Below are 18,661 nucleotides of genomic sequence, written 5' to 3' on the forward strand. Positions count from 1 at the left end.
CGTCGTAGGCTCCCCTGCATGCGTGATCATCGGCCGCGTGATCTGAGCCCGGCAGAGATCGGATTCGTCCCGCAGCGTGCGGTCTCGTGGCTGAACCCCGGCCTGCTGGCCGGGACCGCCGTCCGGGTCGCGTTCGCGCACCTGTTCGGCGGGTATCTCGACAAGCGTGAGCTGCAGGCGTCGATGCCGAGCACCGTCCACGACCACTCGGCGGCCGACGAGCTCTGGGTCGACTACACCGCCGACACCGGCGACGGTTTCGATGCCACGCTGTCCGTCGCGTCGGTCCTGTCCCGGCGGTGGCTGTCCGTCGACGACGGGCCCGGGCTGCCGCGTGCGGACGTTCTGGTGCTCGGTGGCGACCAGGTGTATCCGGCGGCGTCGGCGGCGGCGTACGAGAACCGGTGGAAGGGCCCGTTCCGCGCCGCATTCCCGAAGCAGCCCGACGGTGGCGCGGAGTTGTACGCGGTGCCCGGCAACCACGACTGGTACGACGGGCTGACAGCGTTCCTGCGGCTGTTCGCCCAGGGTGAGTGGATCGGCGGCTGGCGGACCCGGCAGCGGCGTAGCTATTTCGCGGCGGCGCTGCCACACCGCTGGTGGCTGTTCGCCGTCGACGTCCAGCTGTCCTCCTACATCGACGAGCCGCAGCTGGACTACTTCGCCGACGCGGCGGCTCGGCTGGGCCCGGGGGACCGCGTCATCCTCTGTTCGGCCAAGCCGGGCTGGGTGAAGACGACGGACGACGCCGGCGCATACGACAACATCGACTACTTCGTCCGCACCGTCATCGAACCGACCGGTGCGCAGGTGCCGCTACTGCTCGCCGGCGATCTGCACCACTACGCGCGCTACGCCGGGGACGGCCCCGACGGACAGGGACGGCACCTGGTGACCTGCGGTGGCGGCGGCGCCTACCTGGTCGGAACCGCGGACCTGCCGGACGAGATCACCGTCCCGCCGGACGAGAGAGCCGCCGCGCGGGACGGGAGCGCTGGCGCGCGCGATGGGAGCGCCGCGCGGGACGGCAGCGCCGCGCCGCCGGACGGGAGGACCGTCCCGCCGAACCGCGAACCCGAGGCGGAGCCGTCCCGGCGCTACGGCCTGGCGGCGGCCTACCCGTCCCGCAAGCGGTCCCGGCAGCTCGGCTGGCGAGTGTTCGCCCGGCTGCCGCTGCGCAACCGCGGTTTCGTGGGCCTGGTCGGCCTGATGCAGACCCTGCTGATGCTGGCGTTTCTCAGCGCACACGGCACCTGGCTGAACGCGGCCGTCGGCGCGGCCGTGGCCGGGGTGTTCGCCGGGACGCTGCTGTTCGCGACGGCCCTCGGCGAGCACGGCCGCCGGCACTGGGTGGCCGGCGCTCTGCACGCTCTGCCACACCTCGGGCTGGGCATCCTGGGCGCACTGGCGTGGTCGGCGTCACCGCTGTCGGAGGTGCCGAACCCGTGGGACACGGTGCTGGCCTTCGCCGTGTACCTGCCGCTCGCCGGGGTCGTGGACTCGTGGATCGTGAGCGGGTACCTGCTGCTCGCCCGGTACGCACGGGTGAACGTGAACGAGCTGTACGCCGGGCTCGGCATCGACGACTTCAAGTGTTTCCTGCGCATGCACATCGACTCCGACGGGTCGCTGACCCTGCACCCGGTCGCGATCGACCAGGTGTGCCGGCGCTGGCGTGCCGACCCGGACGGCCCGCCGGGCGCCCCGTGGCTGGTTCCGGTGGATCCGTTGCGGGCGCGCCGCGTCGAGCCGCCGGTCAGGCTGTGATCGTCAGGGATCTGCTGCTGCCATGGCGAGAGCGCAGCCTGACGGTCACACGCGGAACGGCCCGGCGGTTCAGCGGTGCGCCGGGCTCCGGGCGGACCTCGGCGAACCGACCAGGTACTGCGTCAGCAGGCTGTCCGGTGCTCCGTGGCGCGTGCGTGGCTTGGTGGGAATGACGCGGTTGTCCATGGCGTCCATCATCCGGTCGGCCACCGCCCAGAACCGGTGCTGCCACCGGCTGAGCCGGGGCGAGTGCGGCGAGTACGGATGCGGCCGGGTCGGCGCGCGCTCCAGCACCGTGGCGAACCGCACCGTGAGTTCGTCCAGCTCGTCCGGCGACATGGCCGCACACAACCGGGCCAGCAGCACCCGCTCGGCACGGTCGTGCTCGGCGAGCAGGTCCGCCATCAGCGCCCACCACGGCTCGCGTGGCCCGGCGGGAGCGTAGGCGTCGCCGTAGTAGGTGCCCTCGATGGCGCGCATGGTGTGCTCGACGTTCCGGGCGATACGGACCTGCTCGGCGGCGAGGCCGTCGGTCCTCGGCAGCAGCCGCCGCGCCCGCGGGTACAGCACGTCCTCGACGGTGGCGATGTGCCGGCTCATGGTGGCCAGGAAGGTGTCGCAGAGCACGACCGGCCGGCGCGGGTCGGCCTGCGTCGGCTCGGCGCGCCGGGCAGCGTCGAGCTCGGCGCGCAGCGTCTCGTGCGCGTCGAGGACAGCGCTGATCTTCGGTCGTGTCGCCATCACGATCGCCTCCCGCGAACGGCGGCGTCGCTGTCAGTCTACGCCGTCGGTGCCTCGCCGTACCCTTGATGAGGTGGCCGTTGGGGCGGCCGCGGCCACCAGGTCGTCGACGGGGAGAGTACTGATGCAATTCATCCATGACCGGGTCCCGGACCAGGATCTCACCTACAGCGACGTCTTCCTGGTCCCGAACCGTTCCCGGGTCGGCTCCCGCCTCGAGGTCGACCTCGCGACGTCCGACGGCAGCGGCACCACCATCCCGCTGGTGGCGGCGAACATGACCGCGGTGTCCGGGCGGCGGATGGCCGAGACCATCGCCCGCTGTGGCGGGCTGGCGGTCATTCCGCAGGACATCCCGGTCGACGTCGTCTCGGACGTCATCGGGTGGGTGAAGCGCCGGCACGTCGTCTACGACACTCCACTGACCATGCCCCCGTCGGGCACCGTCGGCGAGGCGATCAACCTGCTGCCGAAGCGCGGGCACGGCGCCGTCATCGTGGTCGAGGACGGGCAGGCGGTCGGTGTGGTCACCGAGGCCGACTGCCGTGACGTCGACCGTTTCACTCAGCTGCACACCGTGATGTCCACCGAGCTGCTGACGCTGCCCGCCGGTGTCGACGCGGAGCAGGCGTTCACCCAGCTGCACGACGGCCGGCACCGGCTGGCGCCGGTCGTCGACGACGGACACATCGTCGGCATCCTGACCAGGGAACGGGCGCTGCGTGCCACGTTGTACCGCCCCGCACTCGACGCCGACGGCCGGCTGCGTGTGGGCGCGGCGGTGGGCATCAACGGAGACGTCGAGGGCAAGGCCAAGGCGCTGCTCGCCGCCGGCGCCGACGTGCTGGTCGTCGACACCGCGCACGGGCACCAGGAGCGCATGCTCGAGGTGCTGCGGCGGGTGCGCGCCATCGACCCGCAGGTTCCGCTGGTCGCCGGCAACGTCGTCACCGCGGACGGCGTCTCCGACCTGGTCGAGGCGGGTGCGGACATCGTCAAGGTCGGCGTCGGGCCGGGCGCCATGTGCACGACGCGGATGATGACCGGCGTCGGCCGCCCGCAGTTCTCCTCGGTGCTCGACTGCGCAAAGCGTGCGCGCGAGCTCGGCGTCCACGTGTGGGCCGACGGCGGTGTGCGCCACCCGCGCGACGTCGCGTTGGCGCTGGCGGCGGGCGCGGACAACGTCATGATCGGCTCGTGGTTCGCCGGCACCTACGAGTCGCCCGGCGACGTGCAGCGCGACGGCGAGGGCCGGATGTACAAGGAGAGCTTCGGCATGGCCTCCGCGCGCGCGGTAAAGCTGCGCGCCGCGGACGACTCCGCGTTCGAGCGCGCCCGCAAGGGCCTGTTCGAGGAGGGCGTGTCGACGGCCCGCATGTACCTGCAGCCCAGCCGGCCCAGTGTCGAGGACCTCGTCGACACCATCGTCGCCGGGGTGCGCAGCGCGTCCACCTACGTCGGCGCGGGAACGCTGGAGGAGTTCCGCGAGCGTGCCGTCGTCGGCGTCCAGAGCGCGTCCGGCTACACCGAGGGCATGCCCGTCGACGTCAGCTGGTGAGCCAGGCGTGCGGCTCGTGGACGTCAGTTGGTGAGACGGGCGCCGGCTCGTCGAGGTCAGCCGGTGAGCCGGGAGTCCAGCTCGTCGAGGTCGTCCACGAACCAGACCTGGCGGCCACGGTTCGACTCGTGCACGAAGTCGCGTAGCGCGTCGCTGGACTCCAGCCGGGCGGAGATGTCGCCGACGACGGTCAGCCGGACGCCGTAGTTGACGAACTTGGACATGAACTCGCCGGCGATCCCGGTGCTGAGTGCGAAGAAGTCCGGGTCCAGCCGCTGGGCCGGCAGGATCACCAGTTCCGCCTCGTGCGACCACGCCTGCCCGATCAGGTCGAGGGCGTCTTGTGCGCTGCTCAGCGAGCTGCCGTCGTGCGCGCACAGCAGCGCCCGGACGCCGGCGCGAACGGTCGGGATGTCGGCGCCGGTGTCGCCGGTGAGGTCGCGGGTGCCGGCGGGTACTTCGTGGCTCATGACTGCTCCTCCGCGATCAGGTTGACGGTCTTCAGCATCTCGGCGCAGTCCTCGAGCCCGCCGACGATGACGATCTTCAGGCTGGCCCGTTCCTCGTCGTACATGGTCTCGACGCGCAGCGGCCGCTGGTCCGCTGCACGTCCGGACGCGGAGGCCGTGACCAGGGTGGTCAGCCGCGACACGTCGGCACCGCTGATCGCGTCGATCTGCACGACCGCGGACACCTCGGCGTGGCGCCGGGTGCGGGCCGCCCCGGACGGTGCCGTCACGGGGCGTCCGGTGAACGCCTCCAGGTCCTCGCGCGCGATGCGGTACTGCTTGCCGATGCGGGTGGCGGGCAGGCGGCCGTCGCGCACGTAACCCCGGACCGTCTTGACGTGCAACCCCAGCAGGGTCGCCACCTGGTCGACAGAGTACAGCTGGTCCGGCACGGCCTATCCTTCCCTAAATTCCTCTATTAGAGTATCAGAGAAGTTACTTTGCAGAAGGATAGTGAACGTCGGCTTCCAAGATCAGGTCTGCTCGCGGAACTGCCCGGGTGCGGCTTCTGTTCGGGACGACACACCCACTCACTCTCGGGACTCGACTTGACCGCGGCGCCGGCTCGGTAGCCATCACGGAAGGAGCGCTGACAGCCACGAGGATGTCCGCCAGAGCGTCTCACTGTCCGCCAGGGCGTGACCTGATCGCCGATCCAGCACCTGATCATTTCAGGCTCTGCCGTTCTCATCCGTGGGTGCCTGGTTGCGCGTCGACGGCCCGAGCGCCGCTCCGGCTGCCGCCGGGGGTCTGGCTTGTCGAAGGGTCAGCGACCTGGGTCGGTGGCAACGGTGCGCGAAGCGCCGGCGTGTGAGGGCTGTCGCGTCCGTGGGCATGTCGGGCGGATGTGCCCCGGGCTCGCTGATGCTGTTCTGAGCGTCGCATGCGCGAAAACCGGACGCACCAACCGCCGAAACGGGCCCGCATCCGTCCGCTTTTCACACATGGAGCCGGATTCTGGCACACGAGCCACCCCACAGCCCCGAGCCAACGCCCCCGGGCACGAAGGGCACGACAGCCCAGATCCGCTCACCGACCTGACACGAAAGCCCTCGCCCGAGCCGGAGCCACGGATATGTCACACGACCCGGAAATGATCAGGTCGGCGTACGACATGCCCACCCCGGGGACTCGACTTGACCCCGGGGCCGGTGCGGGTTGGAGACTTCTCGTGCCGCACCCGGCATTTCCGCAGGCAGGAAGGAACCGCTCCATGTCTCTCGCAGCGCGCTACGCCCGTTACGGCGGCCCCGAGGTGCTGACGGTCGACGAGATCCCCACGCCGGAACCGGGATCGGGCCGGGTCCGCATCGCGGTACGGGCGGCCGGTGTCAACGGCATCGACCGGAAGCTGCGCAGCGGGGTGTTCGCCGGTGGCGAGCCGTTGAGCGAACCGAAACGCGTCGGCGTCGACGTCGCCGGAGTGATCGACGCCGTCGGCCCGGACGTCGACGGCTGGGAGGTCGGCCAGGCCGTGTTCGGCCAGGTCGGTTCCGGGGCCGCGGCGACGCACGTCGTGGCGCGCCCCGACCGGATCGTCGCCAAACCGGACGGCCTGTCGTTCGAGCAGGCGGCGGCGCTGCCGGTCGCGGCCGAGACCGCGCACCGCACGCTGGGGCTGCTGGGCGTCGGCGCCGGGCAGACGCTGCTGATCCACGCGGTCGCCGGCGGCGTCGGACTGTTCACCGCGCAGCTGGCCCGGATCCGCGAGGCCCGGGTGGTCGGCACCGCCAGCGCGGCCCGGCACGACGCGCTGCGCGAGCTCGGCGTGACACCGGTGACGTACGGCGACGGCTGGGTCGACCGGGTACGCGAGGTCGCGGCCGACGGTGTGGACGCGGTGCTGGACGCCTCCGGGCGCGGTGTCCTGGCCGGATCGGTCGAGCTGGCCGGCGGCGCCGACCGCGTCGTCACCATCGCCGACGGAGACGCCGGCAACTACGGCGTCGAGTACAGCTCCGGTGGTGGGACGTCGTTGCCCGAGGTGTTCGCCGAGGTGCTTCCGCTGGTCGAGCAGGGCCGGATCCGGATGCCGGTCGCCGAGGTGTACCCGCTGCGGCAGATCGCCGAGGCGCACCGTCGCAGCGAGGCCGGTCACGTGTTCGGCAAGATCGTCGTCACCGTCGACGCCTGACCGGCCGGCGGTTTCGGCCGAGGTGCGGACGTTGCCGGTGATCGGCGGCGACGGTGGGTAGACTCCGCCACCGTGACAGCGAGCCCCGAATCGATGAACGACGCCGCACTGCCGTCCGTGTTCGACCCGGCCGAGGTGGAGGAGCCGACCTACCGCCGGTGGGTCGAGCGAGGCTACTTCGAGGTCGACGACGAGAGCGACAAGCCTCCGTTCTGCGTGGTGATCCCGCCGCCCAACGTCACCGGGTCGCTGCACCTCGGGCACGCGTTCGAACACACCCTGATCGACGCGCTGGTCCGTCGGCGCCGGATGCAGGGCTACGCGGCACTGTGGATGCCCGGCATGGACCACGCGGGCATCGCCACCCAGAACGTCGTCGAGCGCGACCTGGCCAAGGACGGCATCTCGCGCCACGACCTCGGTCGCGAGGCGTTCATCGACAAGGTGTGGGAGTGGAAGGCCGAATCCGGCGGCAAGATCCTCGACCAGATGTGCCGCCTCGGCGACGGCGTCGCGTGGAACCGCGAGCGCTTCACCATGGACGACGGGCTCTCCCGCGCCGTGCAGACCATTTTCAAGCGGCTGTACGACGACGAGCTGATCTACCAGGCCGAGCGGATCATCAACTGGTGCGTGCGCTGCCACACCGCGCTGTCCGACATCGAGGTCGAGCACAGTGAGGACGAGGGCGAGCTGATCTCGATCCGTTACGGCGCGCCGGACGGCGACGTCGTCGTCGCCACCACCCGGGCGGAGACGATGCTCGGTGACACCGCGGTCGCGGTGCACCCCGACGACGAGCGCTACCGGCACCTGGTCGGCACCGAGATCGAGCTGCCGCTGACCGGCCGCCACATCCCCGTCGTCGCCGACGCGCACGTCGACCCCGAGTTCGGCACCGGCATGGTGAAGGTGACGCCGGCGCACGACCCGAACGACTTCGAGATCGGCCGACGGCACGGGCTGCCGCAGCCGAGCATCATGGACGAGCACGGCACCGTCACCGCGCACGGCCCGTTCCAGGGGCTGGACCGGTTCGAGGCGCGCCCGGCCATCGTGGCCGCGCTGCGCGAGCAGGGCCGCATCGTGTCCGAGAAGCGGCCGTACACGCATGCCGTCGGGCACTGCTCACGCTGCAAGACCGTGGTGGAGCCGCGGCTGTCGCTGCAGTGGTGGGTGAAGGTCGGCCCGCTGGCCACCGCGGCGGGCGACGCCGTACGCGACGGCCGGGTGCGCATCCACCCGTCGAGCATGGAGCCGCGCTGGTTCGGCTGGGTGGACGACATGCACGACTGGTGCATCTCACGTCAACTCTGGTGGGGACACCGCATCCCGGTCTGGTACGGGCCGAACGGCGAGGTCGTGTGCGTCGGCCCGGACGAGCAGCCGCCCACCGGGCCCGGGTGGACGCAGGACGAGGACGTCCTGGACACGTGGTTCTCGTCGGCGCTGTGGCCTTTCTCCACGCTGGGCTGGCCGGAGGCCACTCCGGCGCTGGAGAAGTTCTATCCGAACCAGGTGCTGGTCACCGGCTACGACATCCTGTTCTTCTGGGTGGCCCGGATGATGATGTTCGGGCTGTACGCGAACGCGGACAAAGGCCCGTGCCTTGCAGTTCCCTTTAACACCATCGCGTTGCACGGGATGGTCCGTGACGAGCACGGCAAGAAGATGTCGAAGTCGTTCGGCAACGCCGTCGACCCGCTGGAGTGGATGGACGCGTACGGCTCCGACGCGCTGCGTTTCACGCTGGCCCGGGGGGCGAACCCCGGCACCGACGTGCCCATCGGCGAGGACTGGGTGCAGGCCTCGCGCAACTTCTGCAACAAGCTGTGGAATGCCACCCGGTTCGCGCTGCTCAGCGGGGCCCGCGTCGGCACGCTGCCGCCTGCCGCCGAGCTGTCGGCGCCGGACCGGTGGATTCTGTCGCGGCTGCACGCCACCGTGGCCGAGGTCGACGCGTACTACGAGGACTACCAGTTCGCCAAGCTCAGCGACTCGCTGTATCACTTCGCGTGGGACGAGTTCTGCGACTGGTACGTCGAGCTCGCGAAGGCGTCCCTGGCCGCGGGCGGCGACCAGGCCGACCGGACGCGTCTGGTCCTCGGGCACGTGCTGGACGTGCTGCTGAAGCTGCTGCACCCGGTGACCCCGTTCGTGACCGAGGCGCTGTGGACGACATTGACCGGTGACGAGTCGGTGATGGTGGCCGAGTGGCCCGAGGCGCAGCCGGGCTGGACCGACACGGCCGCGGAGCAGACGGTCGTCGAGCTGCAGCGCATCGTCACGCAGGTGCGTCGTTTCCGCAGCGACCAGGGGCTCAAGCCGGGACAGCGGGTTCCGGCGCGGTTCACCGAAAGCACCGGGCGGGTGGTGAGCGAACACGAGGAGTCGTTCCGCTCGCTGACCAAGCTGACGCGGCCCGAGGCGGACGGGTTCCACGCCACCGCGAGCGTCGTGGTGGGCGAGGTGACCGTCGAGCTCGACCTGTCGGGAGCCGTCGACGTCGAAGCGGAGCGGCGCCGGCTGACGAAGGACCTGGAGGCCGAGCGCAAGGCCTTGGAGCAGGCCGAACGGAAGCTCGACAACGAGCAGTTCCTCGCCAAGGCGCCCGAGGCCGAGGTCGACAAGGTCCGCGGCCGTCGTAGCGCCGCCGAGTCCGAGATCGCCCGGCTGGAGGCCCAGCTCGCCGCCCTCCAACCCTCGCCCTCGCGCTGATCTCGCCCGCCACCGCCGTCGTTGGTCACCTGATCGCGAAAAAATCACCTGATCAGCCCAGATTCGGCGATCAGGTGACGATGTGCCGGGGTGCGGACGCGGCAACGTCACCTGATCGACTCCACATGCCGGACGCGGAATGATCAGGTGACCGAAGGCGCCGCGGTAGCGGTCCTTTGTCACCTGATCGTTCCGTGACAGTGGGGCCGCGCCGGACCGACACATCTGTGCCGCGAGACGGGTCCTGTGCGCAGGCCGGCGTGGTCGTCGCAGGGGAGTGCGTCCGCGAGCAGAAGATGCGAGAGAATGCCGAGTGTCCGTTCGTCATGGAGAAGACAGGTGAGTCGTGAGCAGTGATGCCCTACGCCGGGTCGAGGCGGAACTGCTGGCGCGCCGGCCGGAGTCGCAGGTCGAGCCGTCGCTGGAACGCATCAGCGAGCTGATCGATCTGCTCGGCGAGCCGCAGCGCGCCTTTCCGGTGGTGCACGTCGGCGGCACGAACGGCAAGACGTCCACCGCCAGGATGGTCGACGAGCTGTTGCGCGAGCTGAACCTGCGCACCGGGCGCTACACCAGCCCGCACCTGCAGTCGGTGACCGAGCGGATCGTCATCGACGGCGAGCCGATCGACGAGGAGCTGTTCCTGTCGACCTACGCCGAGCTGAGCCCGTACCTCGACATGGTCGATGCCCGCCACGACGTGCAGCTGGGCTACTTCGAGGTGCTGACGGCCATCGCGTACGCGGCGTTCGCCGACGCGCCGGTGGACGTCGCCGTCGTCGAGGTCGGCATGGGCGGATCGTGGGACGCGACGAACGTCGCCGACGGCAAGGTCGCGGTCGTGACCCCGATCTCGGTCGATCACGCCGAGTATCTCGGCGACACCGTCGAGCTGATCAGCGAGGAGAAGGCGGGCATCATCAAGCCCGGGTCGTACGCGGTGCTGGCGGCGCAAGAGGCCCCCGCCGCCGACGTGCTGCTGAGCAGGGTCGCGCAGGCCGGTGTGTCGGTCGCCCGCCAGGGCGTCGAGTTCGGTGTGCGCCACCGCGAGATGGCGGTCGGCGGGCAGGTCATCAGCGTGCAGGGGCTCGCCGGCCTGTACGACGACATCTTCCTGCCGCTGCACGGCGAGCACCAGGCGCACAACGCGGCGGTCGCGCTGGCGGCGGTGGAGGCGTTCGTCGGCGGCGGCCGCGAACTGAATCTCGAACGGGTGCAGTCGGCGTTCGCGCGGGTCGCCTCGCCGGGCCGGCTCGAGGTGCTGCGACGCGGTCCGGTGGTGCTGGCCGACGCCGCGCACAACCCCGCGAGCGCGGAGGCCCTGGCCGCGGCGCTGTCGGAGGAGTTCGCCTCGACGTCGCTGGTCGCGGTGGTGGCGGTGCTCGGCGACAAGGACGCCGCCGGCATCCTCGCGGCGCTGGAACCGGTGGTCGCGTCGGTCGTGGTGACCGAGAACTCGTCACCGCGGTGCCTGGCCGCGGACGACCTCGAGCCGATCGCCGTGGACGTGTTCGGCGAGGAGCGCGTGCACGTCGCGACGCCGCTGCCCGAGGCCGTCGACGCCGCGCTGGCGCTGGCCGAGCGTGAGGGCGAGACCGGAGGGCACGGTGTCGTCGTCACCGGGTCGGTCGTGACCTCCGGCGACGTGCGCGAGGCGTTCCACGAGGCTGCGACATGAGCCGGATCGCGGCGACGATCCTGGTCACCGAGGCGCTGGTCGTCCTGCTGGCGGTGCCGGTGGCGGTGAACGTGTCGAACGTCGCGACGGCGACGGCGTGGCTGGTCGCGGGCGCCATCGCGGCGGCCTGCGTGGTGGGTGCCGGGACCGTGCGGCGCGGGCGCCTCGGCTACGTCGTCGGCTCCGTGGCGCAGCTGGCCGCCGTCGGCACCGGTTTCGTGGTGCCCGCGATGTTCGTGCTGGGTGGTGTGTTCGCGCTGATGTGGTTCGTGCTGATGCGCATCGGCCCGGAGGTGGAACGCGCCCAGGCGGCGCGTGAGCGGAACACCGGCGAGTGATCGTCAGGGTTCTACCGGCGCCATAGCGGCAGCGGACCCCTGACGATCACCCCGGGTGGGCGTGCGGTCGGGCCGTCAGGACAGGCCCGGGAACCAGAGGTCGAGCTCACGCTTGGCGGACTCGGTGGAGTCCGAGGCGTGGACGAGGTTCTCGGAGTTGGACAGGGCGTAGTCGCCGCGGACGGTGCCGGGTTCGGCCTTGCGGCCGTCGGTGGCGCCGTTCAGCGCGCGCACGACGTCGATGGCCTGGTCACCTTCGAGGACGAGCGCGACGAGCGGCCCGCCGGTGACGAACTCGCGCAGTGCGGGGTAGAACGGCTTGTCGACGTGCTCGGCGTAGTGCGCGTCGGACAGCGTGGGGTCGATCGTGCGCTGGTCCATCGCGACGATGGACAGGCCTTTGCGCTCATATCGGGCGAGGATCGTACCGACCAGGCCACGGCGGACCGCGTCGGGCTTGATCAGGACGAGCGTGCGCTCGGACACGTGGGCTCCTGTGGGCAGTTCAGTCGTACCGATTGATGTGCGCACCCTAACGCGTCGTGTCCGGGGCGCAGACGACAAGGTCGCTGCGCGGGACGGAGCGCACCGGACACGGCGGCGGACTCGTCCGGAGTGTGATCGGCGGTTGGCGCTGACATGACAGTTGGTCAATAGTTGACGGACGATGATCAGCGTGAATATGCCGTGTGGTCATGATTCGGGGTACAGTGCCCACGACGCGCGGGGGTCGCATGGAGGGACGCGTCGCGTGGCGCGTTCCGGTGTGTGCTCCGGGCGGTGCCGTCAGGCCACCGGCCCGGTCGTCCATCTGGTGCGTGACCGGGGTTCGAGCGGCCGGCGGGAGCTGGTGACGACATGCTGGCGAGTGGCACGACACAGGCGGGAGCGGTAAGGCGACGTCATGGCGGGGACAGTGCAGACCGGTGATGCGACGACGGATCGGCAGCGCGCACGCGAGCAGCGCGGCATCCGCAGCACCCAGCGGGCCAAGGCCGAAGGAAACCGACTCCCGGCGCCGCCACGGCAACGGCGGCCGGCGCTCGCGGCGCTGGCCGTGCTGCTGATCGTCGGCGGCGCCGCCGTGGCGGCGCTGCTGGCGCTGCGGGTCGACGAACGGGTGGCCGTCATCCAGGCGGGCGGCACCATCGAGGCCGGAGAGCAGATCACCCAGGCGCACCTGACGACGACGCGGGTGGCGGCGGAGAGCGAGCTGCTGATTCCCGAGTCGCAGATGCACGACCTGATCGGCCGCTACGCCTCCACCCGCATCAACCAGGGCCAGCTGATCGACTCCACCATGACGAACGCGTCCGGCGCGATGAGCGGTGGCGGCGTCGCGGTCGGCGCGTCGCTGGCCAACGGGTTCGTGCCGGCGAGCGGGCTGTACGCCGGCGACGTCGTCGACCTCGTGTCCATCGCGAGCGGCCAGGGCGAGACCATCGTCGAGGACGCACGGGTGAGCTCCGCCGACTTCGCCGACAGCGGTGAGACCACGGCAGCGGGTGTCACCGCGACGTTCATCGTCGACCGCGAGGACAGTGCCGCCGTCGCCAACGTCGCCGCGACGAACCAGCTGGTCGTGGTGCTCGTCGAGCGGGGAGTGCCGTTCGAGGGCGAGAACGGCGGCGGCCAGAACGGCGGCGGCCAGGACAACGGCCAGAACGAGGGGGAATGATCCGGTGCTGATCGCCTTCGCTTCGGCCAAGGGGTCTCCCGGCGTCACGACCACCGTGAACGCGCTGGGCGGGATCTGGCCGTCCGACGTCGTCATCGCCGATTTCGATCCTGCCGGCGGCGATCTGGCGCTGCGCCATCGCGGTGTCGAGGGAGAGCCGCTGGACAACGAGCGCGGCCTGCTGTCGCTCGCGGCCGCGGCCCGCCGGGGCGGCGCCGGCGAGGGCGACCTCGGCGAACACGTCCAGACCGCCGCGGGCGGGCTCGACATCATCGCGGGCGTCACCCGGCCGGAGCAGTTCACCGGCATCGGCGCGGCCTGGCCGTCGGTGGCGTCGATGCTGGCCGGCGCCTCGACCGACGTGCTGGTCGACTGCGGGCGCATCGTTCCGGGCACGCCGCTGCTGCCGGTGCTGACCGCCGCCGACGCCGTCGTGTTCGTCGCGCGACCGGGCGTGGAGTACTACGCGCACCTGCGGGAACGGCTGCGCTGGCTGGTGGAGCCGCTGCACGTCGGCGAGGCCGGCAGTATCCCGTTGGGCGTCGCCCTGCTGACCGGCAGCTCGGACACGTCGGCCCCGCGCGATCTCGACCGGCTGCTGCAGCACGACGGGCACCAGGTGACGGTGCTCGGGCGGGTGGCCGAGGATCACAAGGCCGCGGGCGCGCTCGCCGGCCGGTGGAGCCGGCGTATCGACCGATCGTTGCTGGTCAGGTCGGCACGTGAACTGGCGGAGTCGGTTCGCGCGCTGGCCACGGTACGGACGCGGACCACGGCAAGGAGCTGACGCACGTTGGATCAGAACCTCATCCGTCGCCTGCGCGAAGAGGTCGCCGAAACGCTGGCACGGCAGCGCCGCGACGACGCCGCCAACGGTGTCGTGCCGATGACCGGCGAGGACGAACGGCAGTTCGCCCGCGCCGTCATCGGCCGGGTGCTCGACTCGTACGCCCGCGAGGAGATCACGGCCGGGCGCACCCCGCCGACGGCCGAGGAAGAGGAGGAGATCTCCTCCGGCATCCACGCCGCGCTGTTCGGCGTGGGCCGGCTGCAGCCGCTGCTGGACGACCTCGAGGTCGAGAACATCGACATCAACGGCTGCGACCAGGTGTTCATCCAGTACGCCGACGGCCGCGAGGTCAACGGCGCGCCGGTGGCCGAGAGCGACGACGAGCTCGTCGAGCTGGTGCAGATCCTCGGCGCCTACTCCGGGCTGACGAGCCGCCCGTTCGACTCGGCAAACCCGCAGCTGGACATGCGCCTGCCCGACGGCAGCCGGCTCTCGGCGGTCATGGGGGTGTGCGCGCGTCCGGCGGTGTCCATCCGGCGCGCCCGGCTGGCGCGGGTGCACCTGGACGAGATGGTCGGCTACGGCACGGTCAGCGAGGAACTGGCCGCCTTCCTGTCGGCGGCGGTGGCCGCGCGGAAGAACATCATGATCGCCGGGGCGACGAACGCGGGAAAGACGACGCTGCTGCGCGCCCTGGCCAACGAGATCCCGTCCGACGAACGGCTCATCACCGTCGAGCGTGCGCTGGAGCTGGGGCTCGGCGAGTTCCCCGACCTGCACCCCAACGTGGTGTCGTTCGAGGAGCGGCTGCCGAACTCCGAGGGTCAGGGCGCCATCACGATGGCCGAGCTGGTCCGTCGCAGCCTGCGCATGAACCCGAGCCGGGTCATCGTCGGTGAGGTGCTCGGTGACGAGATCGTCACCATGCTCAACGCGATGAGCCAGGGCAACGACGGGTCGCTGTCGACGATCCACGCCAACAGTTCCATCGAGGTGTTCAACCGCATCTCGACCTACGCCATCCAGTCGGTGGAGCGGCTGCCGGTCGACGCGACGATGATGCTCATCGCCGGCGCCATCGACTTCGTCGTCTTCGTCGAGAAGCGCAACGAGTTCGCCGAGGGCGGGCGGCTGCGCCGGTTCGTGTCCAGCATCCGCGAGATCAACGGCGTCGACGGGCGGGTGCTGTCCAGCGAGGTGTTCGCGGCCGGCCCGGACGGCGTCGCCGTGCCGGCCGCGCCGATCTCGTGCATCGACGACCTCATCGCGGTGGGTTACGACGCCCACGGGTCGCAGGTGGTGGCATGAGCCAGTCCATCCTGCTGATCACGCTCGTCGGGGCGGTCGTCGGCGCGGGCATCCTGCTGCTCGTGTACGCGCTCCGCGGCACCGAGGCCAAGCCGCCGTCGCCGAACGCCTCGGCCCGCTCGGTGATCGAGCGGCTGGGACGGCAGACGGTCCTCGGCATCGGCGGCGGCATCGTGACGCTGGCCGTGACCAGGTGGCCGGTCGCGGCCGTCGGCGGCGGGTTGCTGGTCGCGTTCTGGCCCGCGCTGTTCGGCGGCGCCAAGTCCGAGCGTGACGCCATCGCCCGCCTGGACGGGCTGGCGTCGTGGACGGAGTCGCTGCGCGACACCATCGCCGGCGCCGTGGGTCTCGAGCAGGCGATCCCGGCGACCGTCTACGCGGCGTCGCCGTCGATCCAGCCCCAGCTTCGGCTGCTGGCCGACCGGCTGCGTATCCGCCAGCCGATGCCGGAGGCGCTGCAGGGCTTCGCCGACGACCTCGACGACGCCAGCGCCGACCTGATCGTCTCCGCGCTGATCCTGAACTCGCGGCTGCGTGGTCCGGGGCTGCGCCAGGTGCTCGGCTCGCTGGCCGACTCCGCGCGCGCCGAGCTGGACATGCGCCAGCGGGTCATGGCCGGCCGGGCGAGCACGCGGCGGTCGGTGCAGATCGTGGTGATGTTCAGCCTGACGTTCATGATCGGTCTGTCGGTGATCAACCGCGAGTACGTCGAGCCGTACTCCGAGCCCATCGGGCAGGTCGTGCTCGGCATCATCCTGGCGATCTTCGCTCTCGGATTCATCTGGATGCGGCGGCTGGCCTCGTTCGAGACACCCGCGCGGTTCCTCGTCACCGACACGGAGCATGCCGAGGTGCGGTCATGACGTTGATCCTGCTGGGCGGCGCCGTCGTGGGGCTCGGACTGCTGCTGCTGGGCATCGTGCTGTCCACGCCGAAGGTCAACCCGGCGGCCGCGCTGGCCAAGCTCGACACCGAGCGCTCTCGTGCCCGGCACGAACGGCTGACGGCGGTGTCCATCGACCCGCGGCAGGTCCGCGAGTCGGCGTCGCTGCGCCGGTTCGGCGGCCGGCTGCGCGACACGATCGAAGGGCTCGGCCTCGACCTCGGCTCGATCCGCCGTGACCTGTCGCTGATGGACCGCTCGCTCGAGGGGCATCTCGCCACGACGGTGCTCATGGCGCTCGGCGGGTTCCTGACACCGGTGGTGTTGGGCACCGTGCTGTCTGCGGTGAACGCGCCGTTCGGCATCGGCGCCTCGGTGATCATCGGTATCGTGCTGGCGCTCGTGTTCGCGGTGGTGCCGACGATGACCATGCGGTCGAACGCGGCCGATCGGCGGCGCGACTTCCGGCACGTCGTCGGCTCGTTCCTCGACCTGGTGGCGATGAACCTCTCCGGTGGGCGCGGCGTCCCGGAGGCGCTGCAGGCGGCGTCGTCACTCAGCGACGGGTGGGGGATGGTCCGCATCCGCGACACGCTGCTGACCGCGCGGCTGCACGGTGTCACGCCGTGGGCCGCGCTCGGCGAGCTCGGCGACGACGTCGGCGTGGACGAGCTGCGCGACATGGCGGCGGCGCTGGCCTTGGTCGCCGAGGACGGCGCCAAGGTGCGAGAGTCGCTGTCGGCCCGGGCGTCGTCGCTGCGTCGGCGCGAGCTGGCGGAGGTCGAGGGCAAGGCCGGCCAGCGCTCGCAGTCGATGCTGGTGGCGCAGCTGCTGTTGTGCGTCGGCTTCCTCATCTTCCTCGTCTACCCGGCGCTGATGGATGTGCTCAGCCAGGGCTGACGAGACAAGACAACCGAAGACCGGGCAGAATCCGACGGAACCGACCCGACCAGGAGATCAACCGACATGAATCTCAAGACAACGCCCGACTCCCCGCTGGGGTGGCTGCTGCTGACCCTACGGGTCCATACCGACCGTGCCCGCAGCGCGCCGGATCGTGGCGCGTCGGCCATCGAGTTCGTGATCATCACGGCCGTCCTGGTGGCGCTCGCCGGTGCGGTGGGCCTGGTCATCTACAACCTGGTGAAGGACGAAGCCGACTCCATCGAGATCCCGGACGCTCCGGGCGGACCCTGAGCCTCGCCGTGTTGCCCGAACGTCTGCGGCGGCTGCGATCACAACGCGGCGCGAGCACCATCGAGCTCGCGTTGTACACCCCGATCATGTTCCTGATCATCTTCGTGATCGTGCAGTTCACCCTGACGTGGCACGGCAATCAGGTGGCCTCGTCCGCGGCGCGGGTCGCCGCCCGCGAGGCGCGTACCGGCGGCGGCACGCCGCAGGCGCTGGATGCCGCCGAGGCGGCGGCCGTCGACTACGCCGAGGTCGTCGGCAACGGGCAACTCGTCGACATCCGGGTCGAGGCGGTCCGGGTGGGCGACAACGTCCGGGTGACCGTCAGCGGCCGGGCCAACGAGATCATCAACAACCTCTCGCCCCGGGTGTCCCAGACGGTCGAGGGTCCGGTCGAGCAGTTCGTCCCGGACACGTGATCGCCATGGTGGGGGTCGTTCGCCGGTGGGGGCGGCAGCGGGGTTCCATGGCCGTCGAGGTCGTGCTGCTGGCGCCGGTGCTGATCGCGATGATGATGCTGGTGGTCGGGCTCGGCCGGTACGTCGACCGCTCCGGTGACGTCGACGCGATCGCGCGCGACGCGGTGCGTGCGGCGTCGTTGCAGCGCACCATGGGCGACGCGCTCGAGGCCGCGAACACGATCATCGACCGGTCCACCCCGGCCGGGACGACGTGCCAGAACGTCAGCAGCTTCGGCGGGAGTTTCGCCTCGGGCGAGGAGATCACGCTGCAGGTCCGCTGCGAGGTGTCCTTCGACGGGCTCGGCTTCATCGGACTGCCCGGCGGTGCCACGATGGTCGGCGAGAGTTCCGCCCCGATCGACACGTTGCGGAGGACGTCGTGATCCGGCGGCTGCGGGCACGGGTCGGTGTCGGCCGTGCGGAGTCCGGCGCGATCAGCGCGATGATCATCACGATGCTCCTCATGCTGTTCGTGCTGGCCGGCCTGGTCGTCGACGGCGGGTTCGCACTGAACGCGCGCGAGAAGGTGTACGACGACGCCGAGCAGGCCGCGCGCGCCGCGGCGAACCAGATCGACATCGAGCATCTGCGCGCCACCGGTGAGGTGGTCATCATGCAGGCCGCGGCCGTGCAGCGCGCCGAGCAGTACATGAGCGAACGCGGTTACGCCCCCGGCAGGGTCAACGTCGACGTCGGCGCGGGCGAGGTGACGGTGTGGGCCGAGCGGACCGTTGACACGTCGCTGCTGCAGCTCATCATGATCGACGAGTACAACGTCGAGGGTCAGGCCACGTCCCGTCCCGCGGTAGGGATCACCGGGGAGGCACCATGAGCATGGCGGCACGCGTCGTCGTCGACGGCGGCGCCGAGTCCGGCCGGCGTTGCCGGACCGGCAGGATCGGCC

19 protein-coding genes are annotated in these 18,661 nt (G+C 70.9%); 15 read left to right on the top strand and 4 right to left on the bottom strand.

All coding sequences use genetic code 11. The features are described 5' to 3' along the window. The first annotated feature begins 18 nt into the window (after positions 1-18). Complete coding sequence (locus tag CLV30_RS03370; RefSeq protein WP_106535774.1) at positions 19-1,767, top strand: metallophosphoesterase family protein; 1,749 nt, start codon at positions 19-21, stop codon at positions 1,765-1,767. A gap of 69 nt (positions 1,768-1,836) precedes the next feature. On the opposite strand, the gene CLV30_RS03375 is transcribed toward CLV30_RS03370, so the two are convergent. Further along, positions 1,837-2,508, bottom strand: coding sequence for a hemerythrin domain-containing protein (locus CLV30_RS03375; protein WP_106535775.1), 672 nt, complete (start codon positions 2,506-2,508; stop codon positions 1,837-1,839). Positions 2,509-2,632: 124 nt separating this feature from the next. On the opposite strand from CLV30_RS03375, the gene CLV30_RS03380 reads away from it, so the two are divergent. Then, entirely contained in the window at positions 2,633-4,066 is a 1,434-nt protein-coding gene (locus tag CLV30_RS03380; RefSeq protein ID WP_106535776.1) for a GuaB1 family IMP dehydrogenase-related protein, read from the top strand. 56 nt (positions 4,067-4,122) lie between these two features. On the opposite strand, the gene CLV30_RS03385 is transcribed toward CLV30_RS03380, so the two are convergent. Further along, the gene (locus CLV30_RS03385; protein WP_106535777.1) at positions 4,123-4,536 is read right to left on the bottom strand and encodes a DUF4180 domain-containing protein; all 414 of its coding nucleotides are present in this window, start codon (positions 4,534-4,536) and stop codon (positions 4,123-4,125) included. Further along, complete coding sequence (locus tag CLV30_RS03390; protein WP_106535778.1) at positions 4,533-4,967, bottom strand: helix-turn-helix domain-containing protein; 435 nt, start codon at positions 4,965-4,967, stop codon at positions 4,533-4,535. The genes CLV30_RS03385 and CLV30_RS03390 overlap by 4 nt, the downstream gene beginning before the upstream one ends. Before the next feature lie 821 nt (positions 4,968-5,788). Between CLV30_RS03390 and CLV30_RS03395 the strand changes: the two genes are divergently transcribed. From CLV30_RS03395 to CLV30_RS03410, 4 genes are all read left to right on the top strand, one after another. Beyond that, positions 5,789-6,709, top strand: coding sequence for an NADP-dependent oxidoreductase (locus CLV30_RS03395; RefSeq protein ID WP_106535779.1), 921 nt, complete (start codon positions 5,789-5,791; stop codon positions 6,707-6,709). A gap of 93 nt (positions 6,710-6,802) precedes the next feature. Continuing rightward, the gene (locus CLV30_RS03400) at positions 6,803-9,427 is read left to right on the top strand and encodes a valine--tRNA ligase (RefSeq protein ID WP_106535780.1); all 2,625 of its coding nucleotides are present in this window, start codon (positions 6,803-6,805) and stop codon (positions 9,425-9,427) included. Positions 9,428-9,773: 346 nt separating this feature from the next. After that, positions 9,774-11,105, top strand: a complete 1,332-nt coding sequence (locus tag CLV30_RS03405) for a bifunctional folylpolyglutamate synthase/dihydrofolate synthase (RefSeq protein WP_106535781.1) — start codon at positions 9,774-9,776, stop codon at positions 11,103-11,105. Beyond that, complete coding sequence (locus CLV30_RS03410; RefSeq protein WP_106535782.1) at positions 11,102-11,443, top strand: DUF4233 domain-containing protein; 342 nt, start codon at positions 11,102-11,104, stop codon at positions 11,441-11,443. Before CLV30_RS03405 ends, CLV30_RS03410 begins: the two co-directional genes overlap by 4 nt. 75 nt (positions 11,444-11,518) lie before the next feature. On the opposite strand, the gene ndk is transcribed toward CLV30_RS03410, so the two are convergent. After that, positions 11,519-11,929 carry a nucleoside-diphosphate kinase gene (gene ndk / locus CLV30_RS03415; RefSeq protein ID WP_106535783.1) on the bottom strand — a complete coding sequence of 137 codons (411 nt, stop codon included), beginning with the start codon at positions 11,927-11,929 and terminating at the stop codon, positions 11,519-11,521. Between the two features lie 418 nt (positions 11,930-12,347). Here ndk and CLV30_RS03420 point away from each other — a divergent pair, with 418 nt between their 5' ends. The 9 genes from CLV30_RS03420 to CLV30_RS03460 all read left to right on the top strand — a co-directional run bounded on the left by CLV30_RS03420 (position 12,348) and on the right by CLV30_RS03460 (position 18,589). Continuing rightward, on the top strand, positions 12,348-13,121 hold the full coding sequence (locus CLV30_RS03420; RefSeq protein WP_106535784.1) for an SAF domain-containing protein: 774 nt from the start codon (positions 12,348-12,350) through the stop codon (positions 13,119-13,121). A 4-nt stretch (positions 13,122-13,125) separates the two neighbouring features. Next, positions 13,126-13,908 (top strand): CpaE/TadZ family protein, encoded by a 783-nt coding sequence (locus CLV30_RS03425; protein ID WP_106535785.1) that lies wholly within the window; start codon positions 13,126-13,128, stop codon positions 13,906-13,908. Positions 13,909-13,914: 6 nt separating this feature from the next. Next, positions 13,915-15,219 carry a TadA family conjugal transfer-associated ATPase gene (locus CLV30_RS03430; RefSeq protein WP_106535786.1) on the top strand — a complete coding sequence of 435 codons (1,305 nt, stop codon included), beginning with the start codon at positions 13,915-13,917 and terminating at the stop codon, positions 15,217-15,219. Beyond that, positions 15,216-16,082 carry a type II secretion system F family protein gene (locus CLV30_RS03435; protein ID WP_106535787.1) on the top strand — a complete coding sequence of 289 codons (867 nt, stop codon included), beginning with the start codon at positions 15,216-15,218 and terminating at the stop codon, positions 16,080-16,082. The genes CLV30_RS03430 and CLV30_RS03435 overlap by 4 nt, the downstream gene beginning before the upstream one ends. Continuing rightward, positions 16,079-17,002 (top strand): type II secretion system F family protein, encoded by a 924-nt coding sequence (locus tag CLV30_RS03440; RefSeq protein ID WP_106535788.1) that lies wholly within the window; start codon positions 16,079-16,081, stop codon positions 17,000-17,002. The genes CLV30_RS03435 and CLV30_RS03440 overlap by 4 nt, the downstream gene beginning before the upstream one ends. Positions 17,003-17,068: 66 nt before the next feature. Beyond that, the gene (locus tag CLV30_RS03445) at positions 17,069-17,299 is read left to right on the top strand and encodes a hypothetical protein (RefSeq protein WP_205740459.1); all 231 of its coding nucleotides are present in this window, start codon (positions 17,069-17,071) and stop codon (positions 17,297-17,299) included. Positions 17,300-17,307: 8 nt separating this feature from the next. After that, a complete protein-coding gene (locus CLV30_RS03450) occupies positions 17,308-17,715 on the top strand; it encodes a TadE/TadG family type IV pilus assembly protein (RefSeq protein ID WP_205740458.1) in 408 nt (135 codons plus the stop codon). Positions 17,716-17,720: 5 nt separating this feature from the next. Next, on the top strand, positions 17,721-18,140 hold the full coding sequence (locus CLV30_RS03455) for a TadE/TadG family type IV pilus assembly protein (protein ID WP_106536050.1): 420 nt from the start codon (positions 17,721-17,723) through the stop codon (positions 18,138-18,140). Beyond that, on the top strand, positions 18,137-18,589 hold the full coding sequence (locus CLV30_RS03460; protein ID WP_205740457.1) for a pilus assembly protein TadG-related protein: 453 nt from the start codon (positions 18,137-18,139) through the stop codon (positions 18,587-18,589). The genes CLV30_RS03455 and CLV30_RS03460 overlap by 4 nt, the downstream gene beginning before the upstream one ends. Positions 18,590-18,661: the final 72 nt, after the last annotated feature.

This window comes from Haloactinopolyspora alba (assembly GCF_003014555.1).
GTDB classification, from domain to species: domain Bacteria; phylum Actinomycetota; class Actinomycetes; order Jiangellales; family Jiangellaceae; genus Haloactinopolyspora; species Haloactinopolyspora alba.

What these genes read in the sequence shown, in the direction of transcription:
- CLV30_RS03370 (WP_106535774.1), top strand. Translation starts at nt 19, where the DNA reads ATGCGTGATCATCGGCCGCGTGATCTGAGCCCGGCAGAGATCGGATTC.
- CLV30_RS03375 (WP_106535775.1), bottom strand. Translation starts at nt 2,508, where the DNA reads ATGGCGACACGACCGAAGATCAGCGCTGTCCTCGACGCGCACGAGACG.
- CLV30_RS03380 (WP_106535776.1), top strand. Translation starts at nt 2,633, where the DNA reads ATGCAATTCATCCATGACCGGGTCCCGGACCAGGATCTCACCTACAGC.
- CLV30_RS03385 (WP_106535777.1), bottom strand. Translation starts at nt 4,536, where the DNA reads ATGAGCCACGAAGTACCCGCCGGCACCCGCGACCTCACCGGCGACACC.
- CLV30_RS03395 (WP_106535779.1), top strand. Translation starts at nt 5,789, where the DNA reads ATGTCTCTCGCAGCGCGCTACGCCCGTTACGGCGGCCCCGAGGTGCTG.
- CLV30_RS03400 (WP_106535780.1), top strand. Translation starts at nt 6,803, where the DNA reads ATGAACGACGCCGCACTGCCGTCCGTGTTCGACCCGGCCGAGGTGGAG.
- CLV30_RS03410 (WP_106535782.1), top strand. Translation starts at nt 11,102, where the DNA reads ATGAGCCGGATCGCGGCGACGATCCTGGTCACCGAGGCGCTGGTCGTC.
- CLV30_RS03420 (WP_106535784.1), top strand. Translation starts at nt 12,348, where the DNA reads ATGGCGGGGACAGTGCAGACCGGTGATGCGACGACGGATCGGCAGCGC.
- CLV30_RS03435 (WP_106535787.1), top strand. Translation starts at nt 15,216, where the DNA reads ATGAGCCAGTCCATCCTGCTGATCACGCTCGTCGGGGCGGTCGTCGGC.
- CLV30_RS03440 (WP_106535788.1), top strand. Translation starts at nt 16,079, where the DNA reads ATGACGTTGATCCTGCTGGGCGGCGCCGTCGTGGGGCTCGGACTGCTG.
- CLV30_RS03445 (WP_205740459.1), top strand. Translation starts at nt 17,069, where the DNA reads ATGAATCTCAAGACAACGCCCGACTCCCCGCTGGGGTGGCTGCTGCTG.
- CLV30_RS03455 (WP_106536050.1), top strand. Translation starts at nt 17,721, where the DNA reads ATGGTGGGGGTCGTTCGCCGGTGGGGGCGGCAGCGGGGTTCCATGGCC.